The 17,781-nt window shown below is 69.0% G+C and carries 15 protein-coding genes; 7 read left to right on the top strand and 8 right to left on the bottom strand.

Annotated elements, in window-relative coordinates:
• Nucleotides 1-68: 68 nt before the first annotated feature.
• Nucleotides 69-1,778, bottom strand: a complete 1,710-nt coding sequence (locus AX690_RS02905) for an acyl-CoA dehydrogenase family protein (protein WP_066730259.1) — start codon at nt 1,776-1,778, stop codon at nt 69-71.
• Between the two features lie 125 nt (nt 1,779-1,903).
• Here AX690_RS02905 and AX690_RS02900 point away from each other — a divergent pair, with 125 nt between their 5' ends.
• Nucleotides 1,904-2,530, top strand: coding sequence for a glutathione S-transferase family protein (locus AX690_RS02900; RefSeq protein ID WP_066730258.1), 627 nt, complete (start codon nt 1,904-1,906; stop codon nt 2,528-2,530).
• A 122-nt stretch (nt 2,531-2,652) separates the two neighbouring features.
• Here AX690_RS02900 and AX690_RS02895 read toward each other — a convergent pair whose 3' ends face one another.
• Nucleotides 2,653-4,059, bottom strand: coding sequence for a hypothetical protein (locus AX690_RS02895; protein WP_066730256.1), 1,407 nt, complete (start codon nt 4,057-4,059; stop codon nt 2,653-2,655).
• Between the two features lie 249 nt (nt 4,060-4,308).
• Here AX690_RS02895 and AX690_RS02890 point away from each other — a divergent pair, with 249 nt between their 5' ends.
• Nucleotides 4,309-4,875, top strand: coding sequence for an SH3 domain-containing protein (locus tag AX690_RS02890; protein WP_066730255.1), 567 nt, complete (start codon nt 4,309-4,311; stop codon nt 4,873-4,875).
• A 259-nt stretch (nt 4,876-5,134) separates the two neighbouring features.
• Here the strand turns inward: AX690_RS02890 and AX690_RS02885 are convergent, their stop codons facing one another.
• Nucleotides 5,135-6,244: an aromatic ring-hydroxylating dioxygenase subunit alpha gene (locus tag AX690_RS02885; RefSeq protein ID WP_066730253.1), complete on the bottom strand. Its 1,110-nt coding sequence runs from the start codon at nt 6,242-6,244 to the stop codon at nt 5,135-5,137.
• A 65-nt stretch (nt 6,245-6,309) separates the two neighbouring features.
• Nucleotides 6,310-7,788, bottom strand: a complete 1,479-nt coding sequence (locus AX690_RS02880) for a M20 family peptidase (RefSeq protein WP_066730252.1) — start codon at nt 7,786-7,788, stop codon at nt 6,310-6,312.
• A 234-nt stretch (nt 7,789-8,022) separates the two neighbouring features.
• Here AX690_RS02880 and AX690_RS02875 point away from each other — a divergent pair, with 234 nt between their 5' ends.
• Nucleotides 8,023-8,334, top strand: coding sequence for a hypothetical protein (locus AX690_RS02875; protein WP_066730251.1), 312 nt, complete (start codon nt 8,023-8,025; stop codon nt 8,332-8,334).
• Nucleotides 8,335-8,476: 142 nt separating this feature from the next.
• Here the strand turns inward: AX690_RS02875 and AX690_RS02870 are convergent, their stop codons facing one another.
• From AX690_RS02870 to ccrA, 3 genes are all read right to left on the bottom strand, one after another.
• Nucleotides 8,477-8,695, bottom strand: coding sequence for a hypothetical protein (locus tag AX690_RS02870; RefSeq protein WP_066730250.1), 219 nt, complete (start codon nt 8,693-8,695; stop codon nt 8,477-8,479).
• A 108-nt stretch (nt 8,696-8,803) separates the two neighbouring features.
• Nucleotides 8,804-10,003 carry a DUF418 domain-containing protein gene (locus AX690_RS02865; protein WP_066730249.1) on the bottom strand — a complete coding sequence of 400 codons (1,200 nt, stop codon included), beginning with the start codon at nt 10,001-10,003 and terminating at the stop codon, nt 8,804-8,806.
• Between the two features lie 228 nt (nt 10,004-10,231).
• Nucleotides 10,232-11,506 (bottom strand): crotonyl-CoA carboxylase/reductase, encoded by a 1,275-nt coding sequence (gene ccrA / locus AX690_RS02860; RefSeq protein ID WP_066730247.1) that lies wholly within the window; start codon nt 11,504-11,506, stop codon nt 10,232-10,234.
• 258 nt (nt 11,507-11,764) lie between these two features.
• Between ccrA and AX690_RS02855 the strand changes: the two genes are divergently transcribed.
• The 3 genes from AX690_RS02855 to AX690_RS02845 all read left to right on the top strand — a co-directional run bounded on the left by AX690_RS02855 (nt 11,765) and on the right by AX690_RS02845 (nt 15,430).
• A complete protein-coding gene (locus tag AX690_RS02855) occupies nt 11,765-12,496 on the top strand; it encodes an enoyl-CoA hydratase/isomerase family protein (RefSeq protein ID WP_066730242.1) in 732 nt (243 codons plus the stop codon).
• 126 nt (nt 12,497-12,622) lie between these two features.
• A complete protein-coding gene (locus AX690_RS02850) occupies nt 12,623-14,611 on the top strand; it encodes a protein meaA (protein WP_066730241.1) in 1,989 nt (662 codons plus the stop codon).
• 30 nt (nt 14,612-14,641) lie between these two features.
• Nucleotides 14,642-15,430, top strand: a complete 789-nt coding sequence (locus tag AX690_RS02845) for a hypothetical protein (protein ID WP_066730240.1) — start codon at nt 14,642-14,644, stop codon at nt 15,428-15,430.
• Here the strand turns inward: AX690_RS02845 and AX690_RS02840 are convergent.
• Nucleotides 15,427-16,788, bottom strand: coding sequence for an MFS transporter (locus AX690_RS02840; protein WP_066730239.1), 1,362 nt, complete (start codon nt 16,786-16,788; stop codon nt 15,427-15,429). The genes AX690_RS02845 and AX690_RS02840 overlap by 4 nt on opposite strands.
• Before the next feature lie 91 nt (nt 16,789-16,879).
• Here AX690_RS02840 and AX690_RS02835 point away from each other — a divergent pair, with 91 nt between their 5' ends.
• Nucleotides 16,880-17,593: an extensin family protein gene (locus tag AX690_RS02835; protein WP_066730238.1), complete on the top strand. Its 714-nt coding sequence runs from the start codon at nt 16,880-16,882 to the stop codon at nt 17,591-17,593.
• Nucleotides 17,594-17,781: the final 188 nt, after the last annotated feature.

Raw genomic sequence — 17,781 nt, 5'->3', positions numbered from 1 at the left:
CTCACCCTCCCGCGCCTGGCGGCGCGGGCCCCTCCCTCTCTCGAAGAGAGAGGGAGCTTTGTCGGTGTCTAGTTCCCGCCATCCAGCAGCCGCCGCGCGATCACCTGCGCCTGGATCTCGCCGGCGCCCTCGAAGATGTTCAGGATCCGGGCGTCGGCCAGCAGGCGGCTGGCGGCGTATTCCATGGCGAAGCCGTTGCCGCCGTGGATCTGCAGGGCGTTGTCGGCGGCGGCCCAGGCGACGCGGGCGGCGATCAGCTTGGCCATGCCGGCCTCGAGGTCGCAGCGCTTGCCCTCGTCCTTCTGGCTGGCGGCGAAATAGGTCAGCTGGCGCACGCCCATGATCTCGGCCGCCATCATGGCCAGCTTGTTGGCCACGCGCGGGAACTCGAAGATCGCCTGGCCGAACTGCTTGCGGTCGAGGGCGTAGGAGAGACCAACCTCCAGCGCGGCCTGGGCCACGCCCACGGCGCGGGCGGCGGTCTGGATGCGGGCGCTCTCGAACGTCGCCATCAGCTGCTTGAAGCCCTGGCCAGGGACGCCGCCCAGGAGGTTCGCGGCGGGAACCGTGAAGCCGTCGAAACCCAGCTCGTACTCCTTCATGCCGCGATAGCCGATCACCTCGATCTCGCCGCCGCTCATGCCCTCGGCCGGGAAGGGGGTCTCATCGGTCCCGCGCGGCTTGGGGGCCAGCAGCATGGACAGGCCGCGATAGTCGGTGGTGGCCGGATCGGTGCGGACCAAGAGGGTCATCACGTCGGCGCGGGCGGCGTGGGTGATCCAGGTCTTGTTGCCGGTCACCACATACTGGTCGCCCTTCAGCTCGGCGCGGGTGCGCAGGGAGCCCAGGTCCGAGCCGGTGTTCGGCTCGGTGAAGACGGCGGTCGGCAGGATTTCGGCGCTGGCGATCTTGGGCAGCCAGTATTGCTTCTGCTCTTCCGTGCCGCCGGTCAGGATCAGCTCGCCGGCGATCTCCGAGCGGGTGGCCAGCGAGCCGACGCCGATCCAGGCCCGCGACAGCTCTTCGGAGACCACGCACATGGCGGTCTTGCCCATGCCGCTGCCGCCGTATTCCTCGGGGATGGTCAGGCCAAAGACGCCCAGCTCGCCCAGCTCTTCCACCAGCTCGATCGGGATCAGCTCGTCCTTCAGGTGCCATTCGTGAGCGAAGGGGGTGACCTTCTCCTCGGCGAAGGCGTGGAACTGGTCGCGGATCATCTCGAAGGTCTCATCGAGGCCCGTGTTCTCCAGCGTCGGCCGGCCGCGCGCCTCGGCCAAGCGCTGGGAGATGCGGCTCTTCACGGCCTGGGTCCCGCCCTCGACCATCAGCTTCATCAGGCCGTTGGAATAGAGGCGGTTCAGGACGGCCCGGTCCTCGACCAGGTGCGCCGGGCGGACGATCTCGCCCTGGTTCATCGGCACGCCGCCGACCATTTGGGCGCAGTATTCGGAGAACAGCAGCTGGGCCAGCAGGGCCTCGATCTCGCCGAACCGGCCCTCGGCCTCCAGCCGCTCGGCCCAGCCGGCGACCTGGTTCAGCAGCTCGGCGTAGGACGCGTACCAGCCATAGCCGTGGACGCGGTGCTGGTGAACGTCGGCCAGCTTGCGGTCGACCTTTCCGCCGCCCCCTTTCTCGTTGGGGGGAGCGATGTGGGCGAGGACGGCGGGCTTGGCCTCGGCCACGAACAGCCCCGCCGCGTCGGCGGCCTCGCGCAGCAGGCCGATCAGGCCGGGAAGGACGAGGTTTTCGGTGTTGTCGCGCGCGAGGGTCGTGGTCATGGCTTGCTCCCCTTGGCCAAACAGATGTTTTGCGCCAAACAATTGTTTTCTTTCACCGTGGCGCATTTCGCATCTGCGAGCAATGCCGCGCTGCAGCATAAAACTCAAAAAATGCGGGGAACCCGATGCTCAAGGTCCACCACCTCAACGAGTCGCGCTCGCAGCGCATCCTGTGGCTGCTGGAGGAGCTGGGCCTGCCCTACGAGATCGTCCAGCACGCCCGCGACCCGCAAACGCGCCTGGCGCCGGCTTCGCTGACGGCCGTGCATGCGCTGGGCAAGTCGCCGGTGATCGAGGACGAAGGCCGGGTGATTATCGAGTCCGGCGCGATCATCGACTATGTGATCCGCCGTCACGGCGGCGGCCGCCTGGCGCCGGACATGAAGAGCGCCGACTACGACCTCTACCAGCAGTGGCTGCACTACGCCGAGGGCTCGGCCATGCTGCCGCTGCTGCTCAACATGTATGTCGGCCGTTTGGGCGAGGCCGGCGCGCCGCTGCACCCGCGCATCCATTCCGAGATCGCCAATCACCTGAAGTTCGCCGACCAGAGCCTGGCGGGGCGTGAGTTTTTCGTCGGCGACAGCCTGACCGGGGCGGACATCCAGATGAGCTTCGTGCCCGAGGTGGCCAAGGCCATGGGCAAGCTGGGCGACTATCCGAACCTGGCCGCCTGGATCGAAAAGATGCACGCCCGCCCCGCCTGGAAGGCCGCGCTGGAGAAGAGCGGACCGTACGCGCTGGGGGCGTAAGGCTTTAGCGCCCCCTCCGCGTCGTCGCTTCGCGCCGATCTACCTCCCCCGGTTGCTCGGGGGAGGATCACGGTCCTCCTCCTTCGCGCAGGCGGGGGCGCTCCTTCGCGCAGGCGGGGGCGCTACTGCGCGTCCGCCACCGCCCAGGAGAAGTCGGTGTGGGTGTTCTGGGTCGTGAAGTAGGTTGGATCGGTGAAGAAGGCGATCGGCTTGTTGTAGTTCGACGGATAGGTCGCGCCCTGGCCCACCACCGCCACGCCGTGGCAGCTCATGCAGTTTGAGGTGATGCCGACGGGGATGCTCGGATCGGTCTCGAGATAAGGATTGAAGCAGACCTGCATGGTCGAGCCGCCGACTGTCGTCGTCTGGCTGTAGGCGGCGCAGGCGGCGTAGTTGTTCCAGGGCGCGCCCAGGCTGGCGGGCTGGTTCTGCTTGCTGCCGGGGAAGTTATTGGGCGTGTCGGCGCCCGGCTGCCACCAGAAGGTCTGCCAGGTCCAGAACGGGATTTCCTTGGTGTTGACGTGCATCGCCTGCAGGACGGCGTAGTCGCCCTGGGCGACGGGCTTTCCGGTCGCGGTCGCGAATTCCTTGGCCTCCGGGGCGCTGAGCCGCACCGCGTAGAAGGTCGACAGCGGCGCCCACAGGAAGGTCGTGCACGCGCCGGGCGGTCCCGCCGAGGCGATCTCGGCCTTGGTCGCCGGCCGCACCGGGCCGGTCCCCGTCGGCGAAATCAGGACGCAGGTCGTCCAGGTGTCAGGCGTGGGGTTGGAGGGTCTGGTGGAGCCCGCGGGACCTTGCCACAGCGGCTGGATCGTCAGGCCCGTGGCCTTGACCACGCCGTAGACCGGCTTCAGCTCGACCCCCTGGGTCGGGAAGGGGTTGATCCCGCGAAGCTCGGGCGTCGTGTTCGTGGGCCAGGCGGCGTTCAGCTTCAGAAGACTGGCGCCGCTGGAATAGTTGTAGGTCCCGCCGGGGCCGGGCTGCGGCGTATCGATGAAGGTCGCCGCCTCCGGGCTGAACTTGGTGGTGACCGTGCTGCTGGAAACGCCCAGCACCGAGCCGCTCTTGAGCGCCCCGCTCCTGAGCGCGGCGTGATGGAACTGGTTCGGCGTGCGGAAGTGGCGGATGGCGCGGGGCTGGGCCAGGCGCGCGGACAGGGTTGCGGCGCGCGGCCCGCCGGCGGCCTTCAGGGCGGCCGAGCTGGTCGGGAAGACGTCGTCCCCGGTCGCCCAGGTTTCCCAGATCGGCAGCTCCTGCCCGTTGAAGAACTGGCCCGACGGCGCGGCCATGGACTGCCACAGGCTCCAGGCGTGACCGCGGATGGCCGTGGTGTCGCCGGCGACGATCCAGGCGTCGATGACCGCCTGAGGCATGGGATAGGTCGGTCCCGTCGGCAGCGGCACGGGCGTTACCGTGGCGACGCCGACGAGCGGTTTGGCCGTGGATTTGGACACAGCGGACTTGGCCAGGTACGCGCCGCCGCCCAGCGCGACGGCGATCGCCGTCGCGGTAAGACCGATCCTACGCATGTTCGCCCCCTATAGGCCCGGGCGCCTCGCGCCTCGTCCGGAAGATGAGGCGCTCGTCCAATGCACCTGTCAAGTGTATCGATGAAAAGCACACGTTTCGCGCGAAGTGACGCGAGCCGACGAAGAAAAATCCAACATGAACGAACTCTGTCAGTCGGGTCGCCGACACCGTTCAGCTTCGCCCTGCCATGGTGTGTCTCACGGGGTTGATGACCCCGGCGACATTCCAAGGGACGAAGGAGTTCTCTCATGTTTGGCCAAATGGCTTTCAAGAAGACCAAGACCATCACCCTGACCCTCGGCGCCGCCGCGGCGGCGCTGAGCATGAGCGTGGCCCCGCAAGCCAGCGCCGGCGTCGTCGGCTGCAAGGCCTCGGGCGGCAAGCAGGAGGTCGGCGCTCTGATTGGCGGCCTCGTCGGCGGCCTGGCCGGCAACCAGATCGCCGGCAAGGGCGACCGCGGGACGGGCACGGCCATCGGCGCCCTGGTCGGCGCGGGCGCCGGCTCGGCGATCGGCTGCGGCATGCAGAAGACCCGGGCCGAACAGGCGGTCGGCGGCGTCTACAAGTCGGGCGGCTATCGCTACGCCCAGAACGTCGAGGCCGAGCCGCTGGTCAAGATGGGCCACAAGTACGTCGCCCGCTCGACCCTGAACCTGCGCGCCGCCGCCACGACTCGCGCGCCTCGTCTGGGCGCCGTCAGCTCGGGCGAGACGTTCCAGGCCCTGGGTCGCACCGGCGATGGCAAGTGGATCCTGGTCGGCCAGGACGGCGTCGGCGTCGGCTACGTCTCCAGCGCCTACGTCTACCGCGCTTAATCGAGGTTGGTTTTCGGGGCGCGACCGAACCCGTCCCTCAAGGCGCGTTCCGAGGAGAGAGCCCGCCCGGCCCCCAGGCCGGGCGGGCTTTTTCGTGGCCCTTAGGCAGCTACAAACTCCGTGTCATCCGGCCGCAGCGCGAAGCGCGGAGCGCCGGGACCCAGGGGCGGCTCGCGCGGCGTTCCTTCACCCCCTGGGCCCCGGGTCGGCTACGCCGCCCGGGATGACACAGGTGTTTATCGGGAAGGTTCCAGCTCGCTCACGTCCGCCAGCGCAGCGTCTGTTCCTTGACCGGATTGCGGAACGGGCGGCCCTCGAGCCGGCTGCCGGCCCATTCGCGCTTGCACTGGTGGTACCAGCGGGCCTGGGCGTCGGCGTCGCCCACCCACATCAGCGGCGGATTGTGCTTGAGGCCTGGCGTCTGGCAGTCGACGATCTTGCCGTCCTGGTGCAGGAAGGCGCGGGCCGCGATCCGGATGATTGGCGACAGGGCCACGAAGGCCCAGTGATCGGACCAGATGATCTGGTTCATCCGCGTCTTGCCGGCGTTGATCGGCGTCATGGCCGACAGGGCCAGAACCTGGCGCTTGCCGACCGTCACGTGCTCCCAGCGCAGGGCCGGCAGGCGGAAGGTGATCTCGGTCAGCGGCTCGCCGCCCAGGATGGCGTAGGCCTTGGAGTTCTTGGACGGTTCGTGCCGGACCATGGTGAAGCCGGCCTCGGACGGGCGGAAGGTCTTCTGCTTTTCGTGCTGGCTGGCCTTGGTGCGCCACCACCACTGCTGGTGGACATAGGGGCCATGGGCCGGGTCGATCAGGCCCAGCACGGCGTGATCGACATGGACGTCGTAGTCCAGGCGGTCGACCAGTTTGGGCCGGCCGCCGACGACGCCCGGGATGGTCGGGGGCGGCTCGGGCGGCGCGGTCGCGCGGCGCGGGTCCGAGGCCATCCATATCCAGACGAGACCCTGTTGCTCGACCACCGGATAGCGGCGCACGCGCACCTTGGAGATATCGAACTCGCTGTCGGCGGTCAGCGACGGGATCGCCTTGCAGGCCCCATCCGACCCGAAGCGCCAGCCGTGATAGGGGCATTCGATACTGTCGGTCCCGTCGGCCTCGCGATGCACGCGACCGGCCGAGAGGGCGGCCGCGCGGTGGGGGCACAGGTCGCCGATCGCATAGGCCTCGCCCTTGCGGGTGCGGCCCATCAGGACGGGCTCGCCCAGGAACTCGTGCTTGGCGGTCTTGCCGGGCTTCAGGTCGGGCGACAGGCAGGCCAGGTACCAGGCGTCGCGGACGAAGCCTTCGCCGAACCGGTCGGGAAGCTTGGCCGTGCGGGTCAGGATCTGGGCGTCGTCGGCGGGCATCGGCGGGTTCCAGAGAAAAAGGGCTTATCGCGGATCAATGCGACAATCGTGCTGAAGCTTGCCGTTCAACGGGAGGCGGCGGTCTCGACCAGACGCTGATAGAACCGGACCATCCGCTCGACATTAGCCAGCGTCAGGCGCTCGTTCGTGCCGTGGATCATCTTGGTGTCGTCCACCTTCAGCACCAGCGGCTGGAAGCGGTAGACGTCGCTGGCCACCCCGCCCATGTAGCGGCTGTCGGTGCCGGCGGTGACCAGGCCTGGCACGACCGGCGCCTCGCTCTCGTCGCCGGCCAGGCCCGCCAGGACCTTCCAGGCGTCCGAGCTGGTCGAGGAGACGGCCGAGGGCTCGTCCGGGGTCTTGCTCCAGGAGAGCTCGACCGGCAGGCCGCCGACGGCGTCCTTGGCCCGCGCCATCACGGTGGCCGAGGTGTCGCCGGGGGCGATGCGGTAGTTGATCCAGGCCGTGGCGTCCTGCGGCAGGACGTTCTCCTTCGGCGATCCCTTCAGCATGGTCGGGGCGATGGTGGTGTGCAGCATGGCCGCGCCCGCCGGGCTCTTGGCGGTCACCGAGACCAGCAGCGGCGAGAACAGCCAGGTGTTGGCGGCGAAGATCTTCACCACCGGCGAGGCGTGCGGCGAGATCGCCTTCAGCATGTCCGCGCCGGGGCCCTGGAACTTCATCGGGAAGCCGTTGTCGTGGATGGCCTCGACCGCGCGGGCCAGGGTCACGACGCCGCCGCCGTCCTTGGGCGGGGCCGAGGAATGGCCGCCGGTCGCCGGGGCGACGACCTTCATCGTCGCATAGCCCTTCTCGGCCGTGCCGATGATCGCCGCGGGCTTGCCGGTCACGGGGTGGTCGGCGACGACAGCCATGCCTTCGTCCAGCACGAACTGGGCCTTGACGCCGCGCGACTTCAGCAGGGCCGCGGCGGCGCGGGCCCCGACGCCGCGCACCTCCTCGTCATGGCCGCTGACCACGATGATCGTGCGCAGCGGCTTGAAGCCGCCGGCGGCCACCGTCTCCAGCGCCTCGAACAGGGTGACCAGCGAGCCCTTGTCGTCGATCGAGCCCCGGCCCCAGACGGCGCCGTCGGCGATCACCCCGTCGAAGGGCGCGTGCTTCCACTGACCCTCGCTGCCCGGCGTGACCGGCACCACGTCCTGGTGGGCCATCAGCACGATCGGCGGCAGGGCGGGGTTCGAGCCGGTCCAGGTGTAGACCAGGGTATGGTCGGCGATGACCTCGCGGGTCAGGACCTTGTGGGCCTGCGGATAGGTCGCCTGCAGCCAAGCGTGCAGCTTATCCCACTCGGCCGGCTGGTCCTCGGCGCGGTCCTGGTGGCTGATGGTCTGGAAGCGGACGGCCTGGGCCAGGTGATCGGCGGCCTTGGCGACGTCGACGGGCCGCGCGGCGGCCAGATGGACCGAGGCCGGATCGGCCTGGGCCGGCGCCTTGAACGTCGCGGTGCGGACGGCGACCACGGCCGCCACCCCCAGCACCAGGCCCACGGCCGTCAAAGCGACCTTACCACCCCAGCTCATCTTTACGCTCCCCTGCGACCTTCCCCCGAAGGCCGCCCCCAAAGATTTCGCGCGACTGTGCGGGCGGACGCGATCTCTGGCAATTGGCCGAACGCGAAAATTTATCCACAGGGTGGGCGGCTCGAGGGTCTCAACGCTCGTAGTTTTTGAGAAAAACGCGTTTTGGATCAGTGTTTTGATGGAAAACGCAGGTTTCTTACGCACGGGGGTCTGAAGCGGCCCCAAACTCGGGTCATGACCCAAGTCCAAGCCCAAACCTGGTGCGACCGCCTGCAAGCCAAGCTGATGGCCGCCCTCGACGCCGCCTGGGAGACGATCGCGAACAGCGATGATCCCGACCTGATCAAGCGCGCCCGCGAGCGGGCCAAGGCCTGTGGCGAGTTCGCCGCCCACGCCCGCAAGATCGCCGCCATGAGCCCCGCGCCGAAGGCGGCGAGGCCCTTGTCGGCTATGCCGTCGCCCTTGCCGACCGCCGAAAATGGGAGGGAGACGCCGCCAGCGCGGGCCATCCACCGCTTGAAGGGCGGTGGGCGAGGGCGATTATGAGCGGAAGCCTTCCGCGCCCCCCGGACGGCGTCGGCCCCAGCGCCTCGGTTTGGATGTTCATCCGCGGTCGCCCCCCGGCGGATATAGGATCGCGCTCAAAACGCGCGGCCGCGACCCTATACCGGCCAGGCGGGCCTAATTTCTAGAAGACGTACTGGACCACCCCTGGCGGAGCGGTCTGGGCCACGACGGGCAGTTGGCTGGTCGGCCAGGCGCACGCGTTGCGGATCCGCAGCACGGCGGTGGTGTCCATTCGGCCGATGAAGCTGATCAGCTGCTCCGGGGTGTAGACGAGTGCGTCGATCTCGAAGCCGCCGCCGGCGTCGACTATGGACTCCAGGGTCTCGATGGGTATCGGCATGGTTCAGTCCTCCGTCCCGCGGACCGGATGCGCCCCCTATGAGCCCCGGCGCGAGACGGGCCGACCATGCCAGCCGGAGTTGAGTATTTGGTAAAAGGCCCGCGGGGGTCAGGCTGGACCGCGCCGCAGCGGGGTCGGGCCGCGATAAGCCAATCGCCAGACCCACTCCAGCGGCCCCATGGAAAATCGCTTCAGCCACCAGCGCGAGGCCAGGATCTGGACGATCCAGGTCACGACGACGATAGCGGCCAGAGCCGGACGGTCCAGCTTGCCATAGAGCACGGGGCCTCGGCCGCCGAAGGCCAGGGTGGTCATGACGATCGACTCGAAGACGTAGTTGGTGAAGGCCATCTGGCCCACGGGCGCCAAGAGGTCGGGGATGGCGCGCCAGGCCTTGGCGTTCATCGCCAGGACCATCAGCCCCAGATAGCCCAGGCTGACGACGGGCGCGGTGACGCTCTGCATCCAGTGGGCCAGGCCGCCTAGCCCGCCGGGGTGCGACGGCGCCGCCAGGAAAAGCGTCATCACGGCCGCCACCAGGGCTTGAGCCGAAAGGCCGACCGCGATCAGGGCGATGTAGACGCCGCGCGAAGCTTCGCCTTTCAACAGGCCCGATTTGAACAGGCCCATGCCCATCAGCATCAGGCCCAGTACGATCACCGGCCAGTCGGGAAAACCTTGCCACGCGCTGCTGACGAACTCCCAGTAGTTGTGGCTCGTCCGGGCGAGGGAGGCGGCGAAGTCGCCCGTGAAGGCGGCCGTCTCGGTTTGGGCCTCCGTCGTTATGCGGGTGATGACCTGGGGCGGGAGCGGCGCGGCGAACTGGGCGGCGCGGCTAAGCTGTCGCGAGAAGCGCCAGGCGTTGAGGCCCAGGTGAATGATGATCCCGGCGGTCAGCAGGCGACGCGCGCTCCAGCCCCGGACCAGCAGCGCGACCAGGCCCACCGAAGCGTAGGTCCACAGCACGTCGCCCTGCCAGATGACGAAGCCGTGGAACAGGCCGATGGCCAGCAGCGCCAGCAGGCGCTTGATGATCATCGCCGTGCGCGAGCGGTCGCCGCCCTCGCCGCCGACCAGCAGGATCGAGGCGCCGAACAGCAGGCCAAACAGCGTGTAGAACTTCTGCTGGAAGAAGACCTGGGTGACCCACCACACCGCCAGGCTGGTCGGCGCCTGGCCGTGCGGCCAGAAGGGGATGCTCTCGGCGACGATCTCGGGCGCGAAGACCAGCGGGATGTTGCACAGGAAGATGCCCAGGATCGCCAGACCCCGCAGCGCGTCCAGCAGGACGATCCGATCCTTCGCCATCCGTTCCCCCAAATGCCCTCGCTGTGAGGTTGAGGGAGGTGGGGCAAGAGTCAATTTATATTTGTAAGTTCCCCCCGGTTTCCCCGGCGAAGGCCGGGGCCCAGATCGAGCCCGCTGGTTCTGGAGTCTAGCGCGGCGCGATGGCGCGAAAACCCGAACGGTTCTGGATGAATCTGGGCCCCGGCCTTCGCCGGGGAGATCGGATGTCTAAATCGAAATCTGCCCGTTTTACCGCGCGTCGCTGAGTTCCTGCACTTCCTCGACGGTGCGCAGGCCGGGGCGCTGGGCGCAGACCAGGACGGCCATGTTGCCGGGCAGGTGCTTGTTGGCCAGCATCTTCTCGTGGGCGGCCGGGATCTGGTCCCAGGGGAAGACCTCCGACAGGCACGGATCGACGCGGCGGTCGACCACCAGCTGGTTGGCGGCGCTGGCCTGCATCAGGTTGGCGAAGTGCGACCCTTGCACGCGCTTCTGGCGCATCCACAGGAAGCGGGCGTCCATGGTCAGGTTGAAGCCGCTGGTGCCGGCGCAGATCACGACCATGCCGCCGCGCTTGACCAGGAACACCGACACCGGGAACGTCTGCTCGCCGGGGTGCTCGAAGATCATGTCGACGTCGCGGTTGCCGGTGATCTGCCAGATCGCCTTACCGAACTTGCGGCTTTCCTTCATGTAGTCGTTGAACTCGGGGCCGTTGACCTTGGGCAGCTGGCCCCAGCAGTTGAAGTCGTTGCGGTTCAGCACCGCCTTGGCGCCCATCGACAGCACGAACTCGCGCTTGTCCTCGCTGGAGACCACGCCGATGGCGTTGGCGCCGGCGACGGCGGCCAGCTGGGTGGCGAAGACGCCCAGGCCCCCGGACGCGCCCCAGACCAGGACGTTCTGGCCGGGCTTCAGCTCGTGCGGCTTGTGGCCGAACAGCATGCGGTAGGCGGTGGCGAGCGTCAGGGTGTAGCAGGCGCTCTCTTCCCAGGTCAGGTGCTTGGGGCGCGGCAGCAATTGTCGGGATTGCACCCGGCAGAACTGGGCGAAGCTGCCGTCCGGCGTCTCGTAGCCCCAGATGCGCTGGCTGGGCGAGAACATCGGGTCGCCGCCGTTGCACTCCTCGTCGTCGCCGTCGTCCTGATTGCAGTGGATGACGACCTCGTCGCCAGGCTTCCAGCGCTTCACCTTGGCGCCGACCTTCCAGACGATGCCCGAGGCGTCGGACCCGGCGATGTGGTAGGGTTGCTTGTGGCCGTCCAGCGGGCTGATCGGTTCGCCCAGGGCGGCCCAGACGCCGTTGTAATTGACCCCGGCGGCCATCACGAGAACCAGCACCTCGTCCTCGCCGATCTCCCAGACCGGAACCACCTCGACCTGCATGGCCGTCGAGGGCTTGCCATGGCGCTCCTTGCGGATGCTCCAGGCGTACATGGTCTTCGGCACGTGGAAGGCCGGCGGGATCTCGCCGATCTCGTACAGGTCCTTCAGCTCGGTCTTCGCCAGCGTCTGCGTCGTCATCTCACTCCCCATTCCTTCTGCGCTGCAACAACGCTCGAAGGTCAAACTCGGCTGCGCGCCCGGCGGTGAAGGCGCGAAAAACACCTCCCCTTCGGGTCATTTTTGGCTTCCGAACGCAAAAATCGTTCCGGAAGGCCCCTACGCTGAGACAGATGTTTGAAACTGGCAAGCAGAATCTTGTGCGCCGCAACATCGCTCGCGCGGGCGCCGTGGCGGAAAGGTTGCGGACAGGCCGGGAGCGGGCCACGGTGGCCGCCGATGATCCATCTGTCCCATCCTGACTCTTCGATCGCCCTCGTCGAACTCGACGTGGCGCCCGCCAACGTCCTGGCCTTGGCCGAGCGCGAGCGCCTGCTGCAGGCCTTCGCCGCCATCGAGGCCGATCCCGCCGTCCGGGCGGTGGTGCTGACGGGCCGCAACGGCGCCTTCTGCACCGGCGATGATCTCGCCGAGGCGATGAGCCGCGACGTGCCGGCGCAAACGGCGGCGATCCTGAACTTCCTGGCGATGTGCGACCGCGTCGCCGCCTGCCGCGTCCCGGTGATCGCCGCGATCGACGGCTGGTGCATCGGCGGCGGACTGGAGCTGGCGCTCGCCGCCGACATCCGCCTGGCCAGCGACCGCGCCAGCTTCGCCTGTTCGGCGGTGCGGATGGGACTGACCGCCTCGGCCGAGCGGCTGGTGAAGCTGGTGGGCGAGAGCCGCGCCAAGCCGCACCTGCTGACCGGCGCGCCCTTCGACGCCGCGCGGGCGCTGGCGGACGGGGTCGTGGCGGAGGCGCATCCGGCGGCCGGGCTCTTGGATGCGGCGCTCGACATGGCGCGAGTGATCGCCTCGCGCGGACCTCTGGCGGTGGCTGCGACCAAGCGCGTGGCGTCCGGGGTGTCGACGACCGGGGCCGAGATCCTTGACCTGGCCGCCTCAGCCGACCACGCCGAAGCGCGCGCGGCGTTCATGAGCAAGCGGCCGGCGGTGTTCGTGGGGCGGTGAAGAAACCCCTCTCTCAAAGAGAGAGGGGTCTTCCCCCTCATTCGCACCCGCGAAATCCATATTGCATCGCAGCAAATCCCGGCTCATGATCGCCGATAATCAAGAACGATAAGTCCGGGAGCGATCATGACTTCGACGCCGCACCAGCATGCGCCCGATCCGCCGTGGATCTTCCGCACCTATGCCGGACACTCGACCGCCGAGAAGTCGAACGCGCTCTACCGAGCCAATCTCGCCAAGGGCCAGACGGGCCTGTCGGTGGCCTTCGACCTGCCCACCCAGACCGGCTACGACCCCGACCACATCCTGGCGCGGGGCGAGGTCGGCAAGGTCGGCGTGCCGATCTCCCACCTCGGCGACATGCGCGCCCTCTTCAGCGAGATCCCGCTGGAGAAGATGAACACCTCCATGACCATCAACGCGCCGGCCGCCTGGCTCTTGGCGATGTACGTCGCCCTGGCCGACGAGCAGGGCGCCGACCGCAAGAAACTGCAGGGCACGACGCAGAACGATCTAATCAAGGAGTATCTGTCGCGCGGCACCTACATCTTCCCGCCGGGCCCGTCGTTGCGGCTGATCGGCGACATGATCGCCTGGTGCTATCGCGAGGTTCCCAAGTGGAACCCGATGAACGTCTGCAGCTACCACCTGCAGGAGGCGGGCGCGACGCCGGAGCAAGAGCTGGCCTTCGCCCTGGCGACCGCCATCAGCGTGCTCGACACCGTCAAGGCCGGCGGCCAGGTCCCCGACGAGGACTTCGAGATCGTCGCCTCGCGGATCAGCTTCTTCGTCAACGCGGGCGTGCGGTTCGTCACCGAGCTGTGCAAGATGCGCAGCTTCACCAAGCTCTGGGACCAGATCCTCTTGGAGCGCTACGGCGTCCAGGACGCCAAGGCCCGCCGGTTCCGGTACGGGGTGCAGGTCAACAGCCTGGGCCTGACCGAGCAGCAGCCCGAGAACAACGTCTACCGGATTCTCATAGAGGCCCTGGCCGTCACGCTCAGCAAGGACGCCCGCTGCCGCGCCCTGCAGCTGCCGGCCTGGAACGAGGCCCTGGGCCTGCCGCGTCCGTGGGACCAGCAGTGGTCGCTGCGCCTGCAGCAGGTCCTGGCCTACGAGACCGACCTGCTGGAATACGAGGACCTGTTCGACGGCTCGCACGTGGTCGAGGCCAAGGTCGCCGAGTTGTCGAAGGGCGCGCTGGAGCAGTTGGCGCTGATCGACGGCATGGGCGGCGCCCAGAACGCCATCGACTACATGAAGGGCGAGCTCGTCGCCTCCAACGCCAAGCGGGTTCGGGCCGTCGAGACCGGCGACCTGACCGTGGTCGGCGTCAACCGCTGGACCGAGACCGAAGTGTCCCCCCTGTCGGCCGGCGAGGGGGCGATCGAGACGGTCGATCCCAGGCTCGAGGCCGACGTCGTCGCCCGCATCAAGGCGTGGCGCGAGGCGCGAGATCCCGCCGCCGTCGAGGCCGCGCTGACCGCCCTGAAGGCCGCCGCCAGCTCTGGCGCGAACATCATGGAACCCTCGATTGCCGCCGCCAAGGCCGGCGTCACCACCGGCGAGTGGTCTGGCGCCCTGCGCGAGGTGTTCGGCGAGTATCGCGGTCCGACCGGCGTCGCCGTCGTCGTCTCGACCGGCGAGGCCGAGGATGTCGAGGCGGTGAAGAAGGAGGTCGAGCGGGTCTCCCAGGTGCTGGGCCGCACCCTGACCTACCTGGTCGGCAAGCCCGGCCTGGACGGCCACTCCAACGGCGCCGAGCAGATCGCCACCCGCGCCCGCGCCTGCGGCATGGAGGTGGTCTATGACGGCATCCGCTCGACGCCGGAGGAGATCGTCCGCCGCGCCAAGGAAACCCGCGCCCACGTGATCGGCCTGTCGATCCTGTCGGGCTCGCACCTGGATCTGGTGCAGGAGGTCATCCGCGTGATGCGCGCCGAGGGCCTCTCCCACATCCCCGTCGTCGCCGGCGGCATCATCCCCGAGGCCGACGCCCTGATCCTGAAGCAGATGGGCGTGGCGCGGATCTATACGCCCAAGGATTTCAAGATCACCCAGATCATGGGCGACGTGGTGAAGCTGGTGGAGGCGACGGCGCTGGCGGAGGCGTGACAGGGGCGGTGGTGCGTCTTAGGATTGAGCATGGCCCCGAACTATCGCCCCCTGCGCCGCCAAGCTGATCTGCTCGACTGGCCGACCACCGTCCGGGCCTGGGCGGTCGTCATGGCCGCCTGGCTCGTCCATCTCTGGCTGACCGCGCCCTTGCCGCCGATCCAGTCTCCGCTGAGCAGCGGCGCCTTGTTCGCGGCCGTAGTCGGCTGGCAGGCCTTGAAGAGCCCGCGCGCTGTCGCCTGGCAGAACCGCAAGCGGACGGATGGCGGGGGGATCTGGACAACACCGCTCAGCACGCGCTCTGAGAGGTTGGCCCTGGCCCTGCCTCTGGCCGCACTGGCGGGTTACCTGGGCTATCTCTGCGTCGCGCTGACGAAGGATGGCGACCCGATCCGCGCGGCCGCGGCGGCGATCTGGGGCTTGGGAAGCCTGGCGGCGTTCGCCCGCGCCGTGATCCTCGGCTGGCGGAGGGCTCTTGAGCTCCGGATCGACGAGGCTGGCGTGTTCACGCGCCGCTGGCGCGGAACCATCCCGTGGGAGGCGATCGACTTCGCCGTCACGCCGACAGATCGGGAGCGCGTCGTGCGCCTCATGACGAGGCCTCCGCTGTCAGCCCCCGGCCTGCCGCGCGCCACACGCGAGGGCGGCGGGTTCGTGACGATCCGTCTGAGCGACGCCGAGATCGCGCGCGAGCCGGTGATCGCCGCGATGCTGAAGGCCCGGCCGGACCTGAGGATCGCGCCTTGGCCGCACGGCGGCGTCGTTCTGCCCATTCACGGCGCGACAGACGTGCCCGACATCGTGCGGGTAGGCTCCTAGCCCTTACCGCCCAACCGCCACGCCGCCAGCACGCCGACCACCGCCAGCGGCAGGAAGGCGGCGAAGAGCACCGGGCCTTGGGCGTTCGCCAGCGTCGGGTCTATGCCGTGGCTGAAGCCCAGCAGGTTGGCCATCGCCCCCGCGCCGGCCGCGCCCGTGGCGCCGCCGATCAGTTGCGAGGTCGGCACCGCGCCCGAGGCCGTGGCCTGCTCGTCGGCCGGGGCGCCGCCGATGGTCCGGCGGGCGATGAAGGCGTGGCACAGGCCAAAGCCCGCGCCCATCACCGCCAGGGCCAGGGCGGTCTCCGTCAGCGTCCCGCGCGGCGTCGCCCAGGCGCTGGCGAGCGCGCCCAGCAGGATCACGACGACGCCCAGCCGCACGAAGCGGCCGTCGCGCTCGGCCGGGACCTTGGCGACCAGCAGGGCGCACAGCGTCCAGCCCGCCGCGATCGCGCCGACGACATAGCCGGCCAGCAGCGGCGAGGCGTTATGCTGCGCCTGGATGAAGGCCGGGCCATAGACGGTGAAGCCGATCACCGCCGCCTCGGTCGAGAAGATGGTCAGCAGGCCCAGGCCCGTGGCCGTCCTCAGGTCGGCGGCGCTCTTGGGCAGCAGGCGGTCGTGGGTCCTGGCGTTGACGGCCAGCATGGCGGCCATGCCGATGAGACCGCCGACCGCCAGGCTCACAGCCAGCCGGGGCGAGGCGACGACGCCGGCCGCGCCGATCAGGCTGACGGCCAGCACCAGGAGGGCCAATTGCGGAACAGGCACGCGGCCTCGGGCGGCGTCGCCCTTGTCGGCGGGCAGCATGACCATGACGGCGGCGATGAAGATGATCGCCTGGACGACGAACATCCAGAACGCGCCGCGCCAGAAGCCGATGGCGGCGAACAGCCCGCCCAGGGTCGGGCCCAGCAAGGTCGCCGCGCCCCAGACGCCGGCCACCGCGCCATAGACGCGCGGCCACAGGCTCTCGGGGAACAAGGCGGTGATGGCGACGTAGCACAGCGCCACGACCGCGCCGGCCCCCAGGCCTTGGACCAGGCGGCCGAGGATGAAGGTGACGAAGTCCGGCGCGACCGCGCTCATCGCGCAGCCGATCGCGTAGACGAGGCCGCTGAACGCCGTCGCGCGGCGCAGGCCCAGGGCCAGGGACAGCTTGCCCGAGCAGGCGCCGGCCACGATCGAGCCCGTCAGATAGGCCGCCACCGACCAGCCGAAATAGGCGTAGCCGCCGATGTCGCGCGCGACGCTGGGCATGATCGTCGCCGTCACCAGGGTGTCGGCGGCGTTCAGCCAGATGCCCAGGCACAAGAGGGCGAAACGCGGCGCGAGGGTCCTGTCGATCGTCAAACGCATGTCGGTAGGGCCAACTCCGCCGAAGAGCGTCAGCCTGTACGGCGCCGGCGATCGCAAGTGAACCCATGGCGCCGCTCTTCGTTGGACCAAGGTGAAACCGGTCTCCCCCGAAGCGCTGGCCCTGGCCGGATTGTGGACGCTCCTGCTGGAGGCGGCCCTGGCCGGGATGCTGCTGCTGATCCTGATCGACCGGATCGCGCCGCCGCAGGACCTGCCGTGGAAGCCGTTCTCGCTGAACCAGCCGATCGGCCTGGCGACGGCGGGCAAGCTGTCGCGGATCGCGGCCGATCCCGCCGCCTGCCGGGCGGCGCTGCGCGAAGGCCGGCTGAGTGTCGTCGACCAGCCGGAAAAGGACGAGGGTTTCTGCTCGACCCGCGACACGGTGCGCGTCGCCAGCCGCCTGTCGCCCGCCGCGCCGGTCATGACCTGCCCGATGGCCCTGCGCTATGCGCTGTGGGAGCGGCAAGTCCTGGCGCCGGCGGCCCGCGAGCGGCTGAGCCAGGCGGTGGTCCGCGTCGACCACCTGGGGAGCTACGCCTGCCGCACGATCTACGGCCGGCCGGGCGAGCGGCCCAGCGAGCACGCCCGCGCCAACGCGCTCGACATCGCCGGCTTTCGCCTGGCTGACGGGCGCCGGATCACCGTGACCCGCGACTTCCGCCGTGACACGGACGAAGGCCGCTTCGTCCGCGCGGTCCGTGACGGCGCCTGCCGGGTGTTCGGCGTGGTGCTGAGCCCGGACTACAACGCCGCCCACGCCGACCACCTGCATCTGGATGCGGGCCGGTGGACGCGGTGCGGCTGAAAGGGACGTCCTTCTCCCCCTGCGGGAGAAGGTGTCAGCGAAGCTGACGGATGAGGGGTTGAAAGGCCCGTCCGGTTAGCGGAGGGCGACCCCTCACCCGACCCACTGCGTGGGCCACCCTCTCCCGCAAGGGGAGAGCGACTGTCTGGATGGTCAAGCGTTGGCCATTGCGTTTCGCGCGTCCCTGG

It is taken from the genome of Caulobacter sp. CCH9-E1, assembly GCF_001556515.1.
Lineage (GTDB): Bacteria > Pseudomonadota > Alphaproteobacteria > Caulobacterales > Caulobacteraceae > Caulobacter.
Note: the sequence above shows the minus strand (reverse complement) of the source record. Positions and strands in the feature narration are given on the sequence as shown.

Coding starts and splice junctions, on each gene's coding strand:
- AX690_RS02905 (WP_066730259.1), bottom strand. CDS start 1,778: ATGACCACGACCCTCGCGCGCGACAACACCGAAAACCTCGTCCTTCCC.
- AX690_RS02900 (WP_066730258.1), top strand. CDS start 1,904: ATGCTCAAGGTCCACCACCTCAACGAGTCGCGCTCGCAGCGCATCCTG.
- AX690_RS02895 (WP_066730256.1), bottom strand. CDS start 4,059: ATGCGTAGGATCGGTCTTACCGCGACGGCGATCGCCGTCGCGCTGGGC.
- AX690_RS02890 (WP_066730255.1), top strand. CDS start 4,309: ATGTTTGGCCAAATGGCTTTCAAGAAGACCAAGACCATCACCCTGACC.
- AX690_RS02885 (WP_066730253.1), bottom strand. CDS start 6,244: ATGCCCGCCGACGACGCCCAGATCCTGACCCGCACGGCCAAGCTTCCC.
- AX690_RS02880 (WP_066730252.1), bottom strand. CDS start 7,788: ATGAGCTGGGGTGGTAAGGTCGCTTTGACGGCCGTGGGCCTGGTGCTG.
- AX690_RS02875 (WP_066730251.1), top strand. CDS start 8,023: ATGACCCAAGTCCAAGCCCAAACCTGGTGCGACCGCCTGCAAGCCAAG.
- AX690_RS02870 (WP_066730250.1), bottom strand. CDS start 8,695: ATGCCGATACCCATCGAGACCCTGGAGTCCATAGTCGACGCCGGCGGC.
- AX690_RS02865 (WP_066730249.1), bottom strand. CDS start 10,003: ATGGCGAAGGATCGGATCGTCCTGCTGGACGCGCTGCGGGGTCTGGCG.
- ccrA (WP_066730247.1), bottom strand. CDS start 11,506: ATGACGACGCAGACGCTGGCGAAGACCGAGCTGAAGGACCTGTACGAG.
- AX690_RS02855 (WP_066730242.1), top strand. CDS start 11,765: ATGATCCATCTGTCCCATCCTGACTCTTCGATCGCCCTCGTCGAACTC.
- AX690_RS02850 (WP_066730241.1), top strand. CDS start 12,623: ATGACTTCGACGCCGCACCAGCATGCGCCCGATCCGCCGTGGATCTTC.
- AX690_RS02845 (WP_066730240.1), top strand. CDS start 14,642: ATGGCCCCGAACTATCGCCCCCTGCGCCGCCAAGCTGATCTGCTCGAC.
- AX690_RS02840 (WP_066730239.1), bottom strand. CDS start 16,788: ATGCGTTTGACGATCGACAGGACCCTCGCGCCGCGTTTCGCCCTCTTG.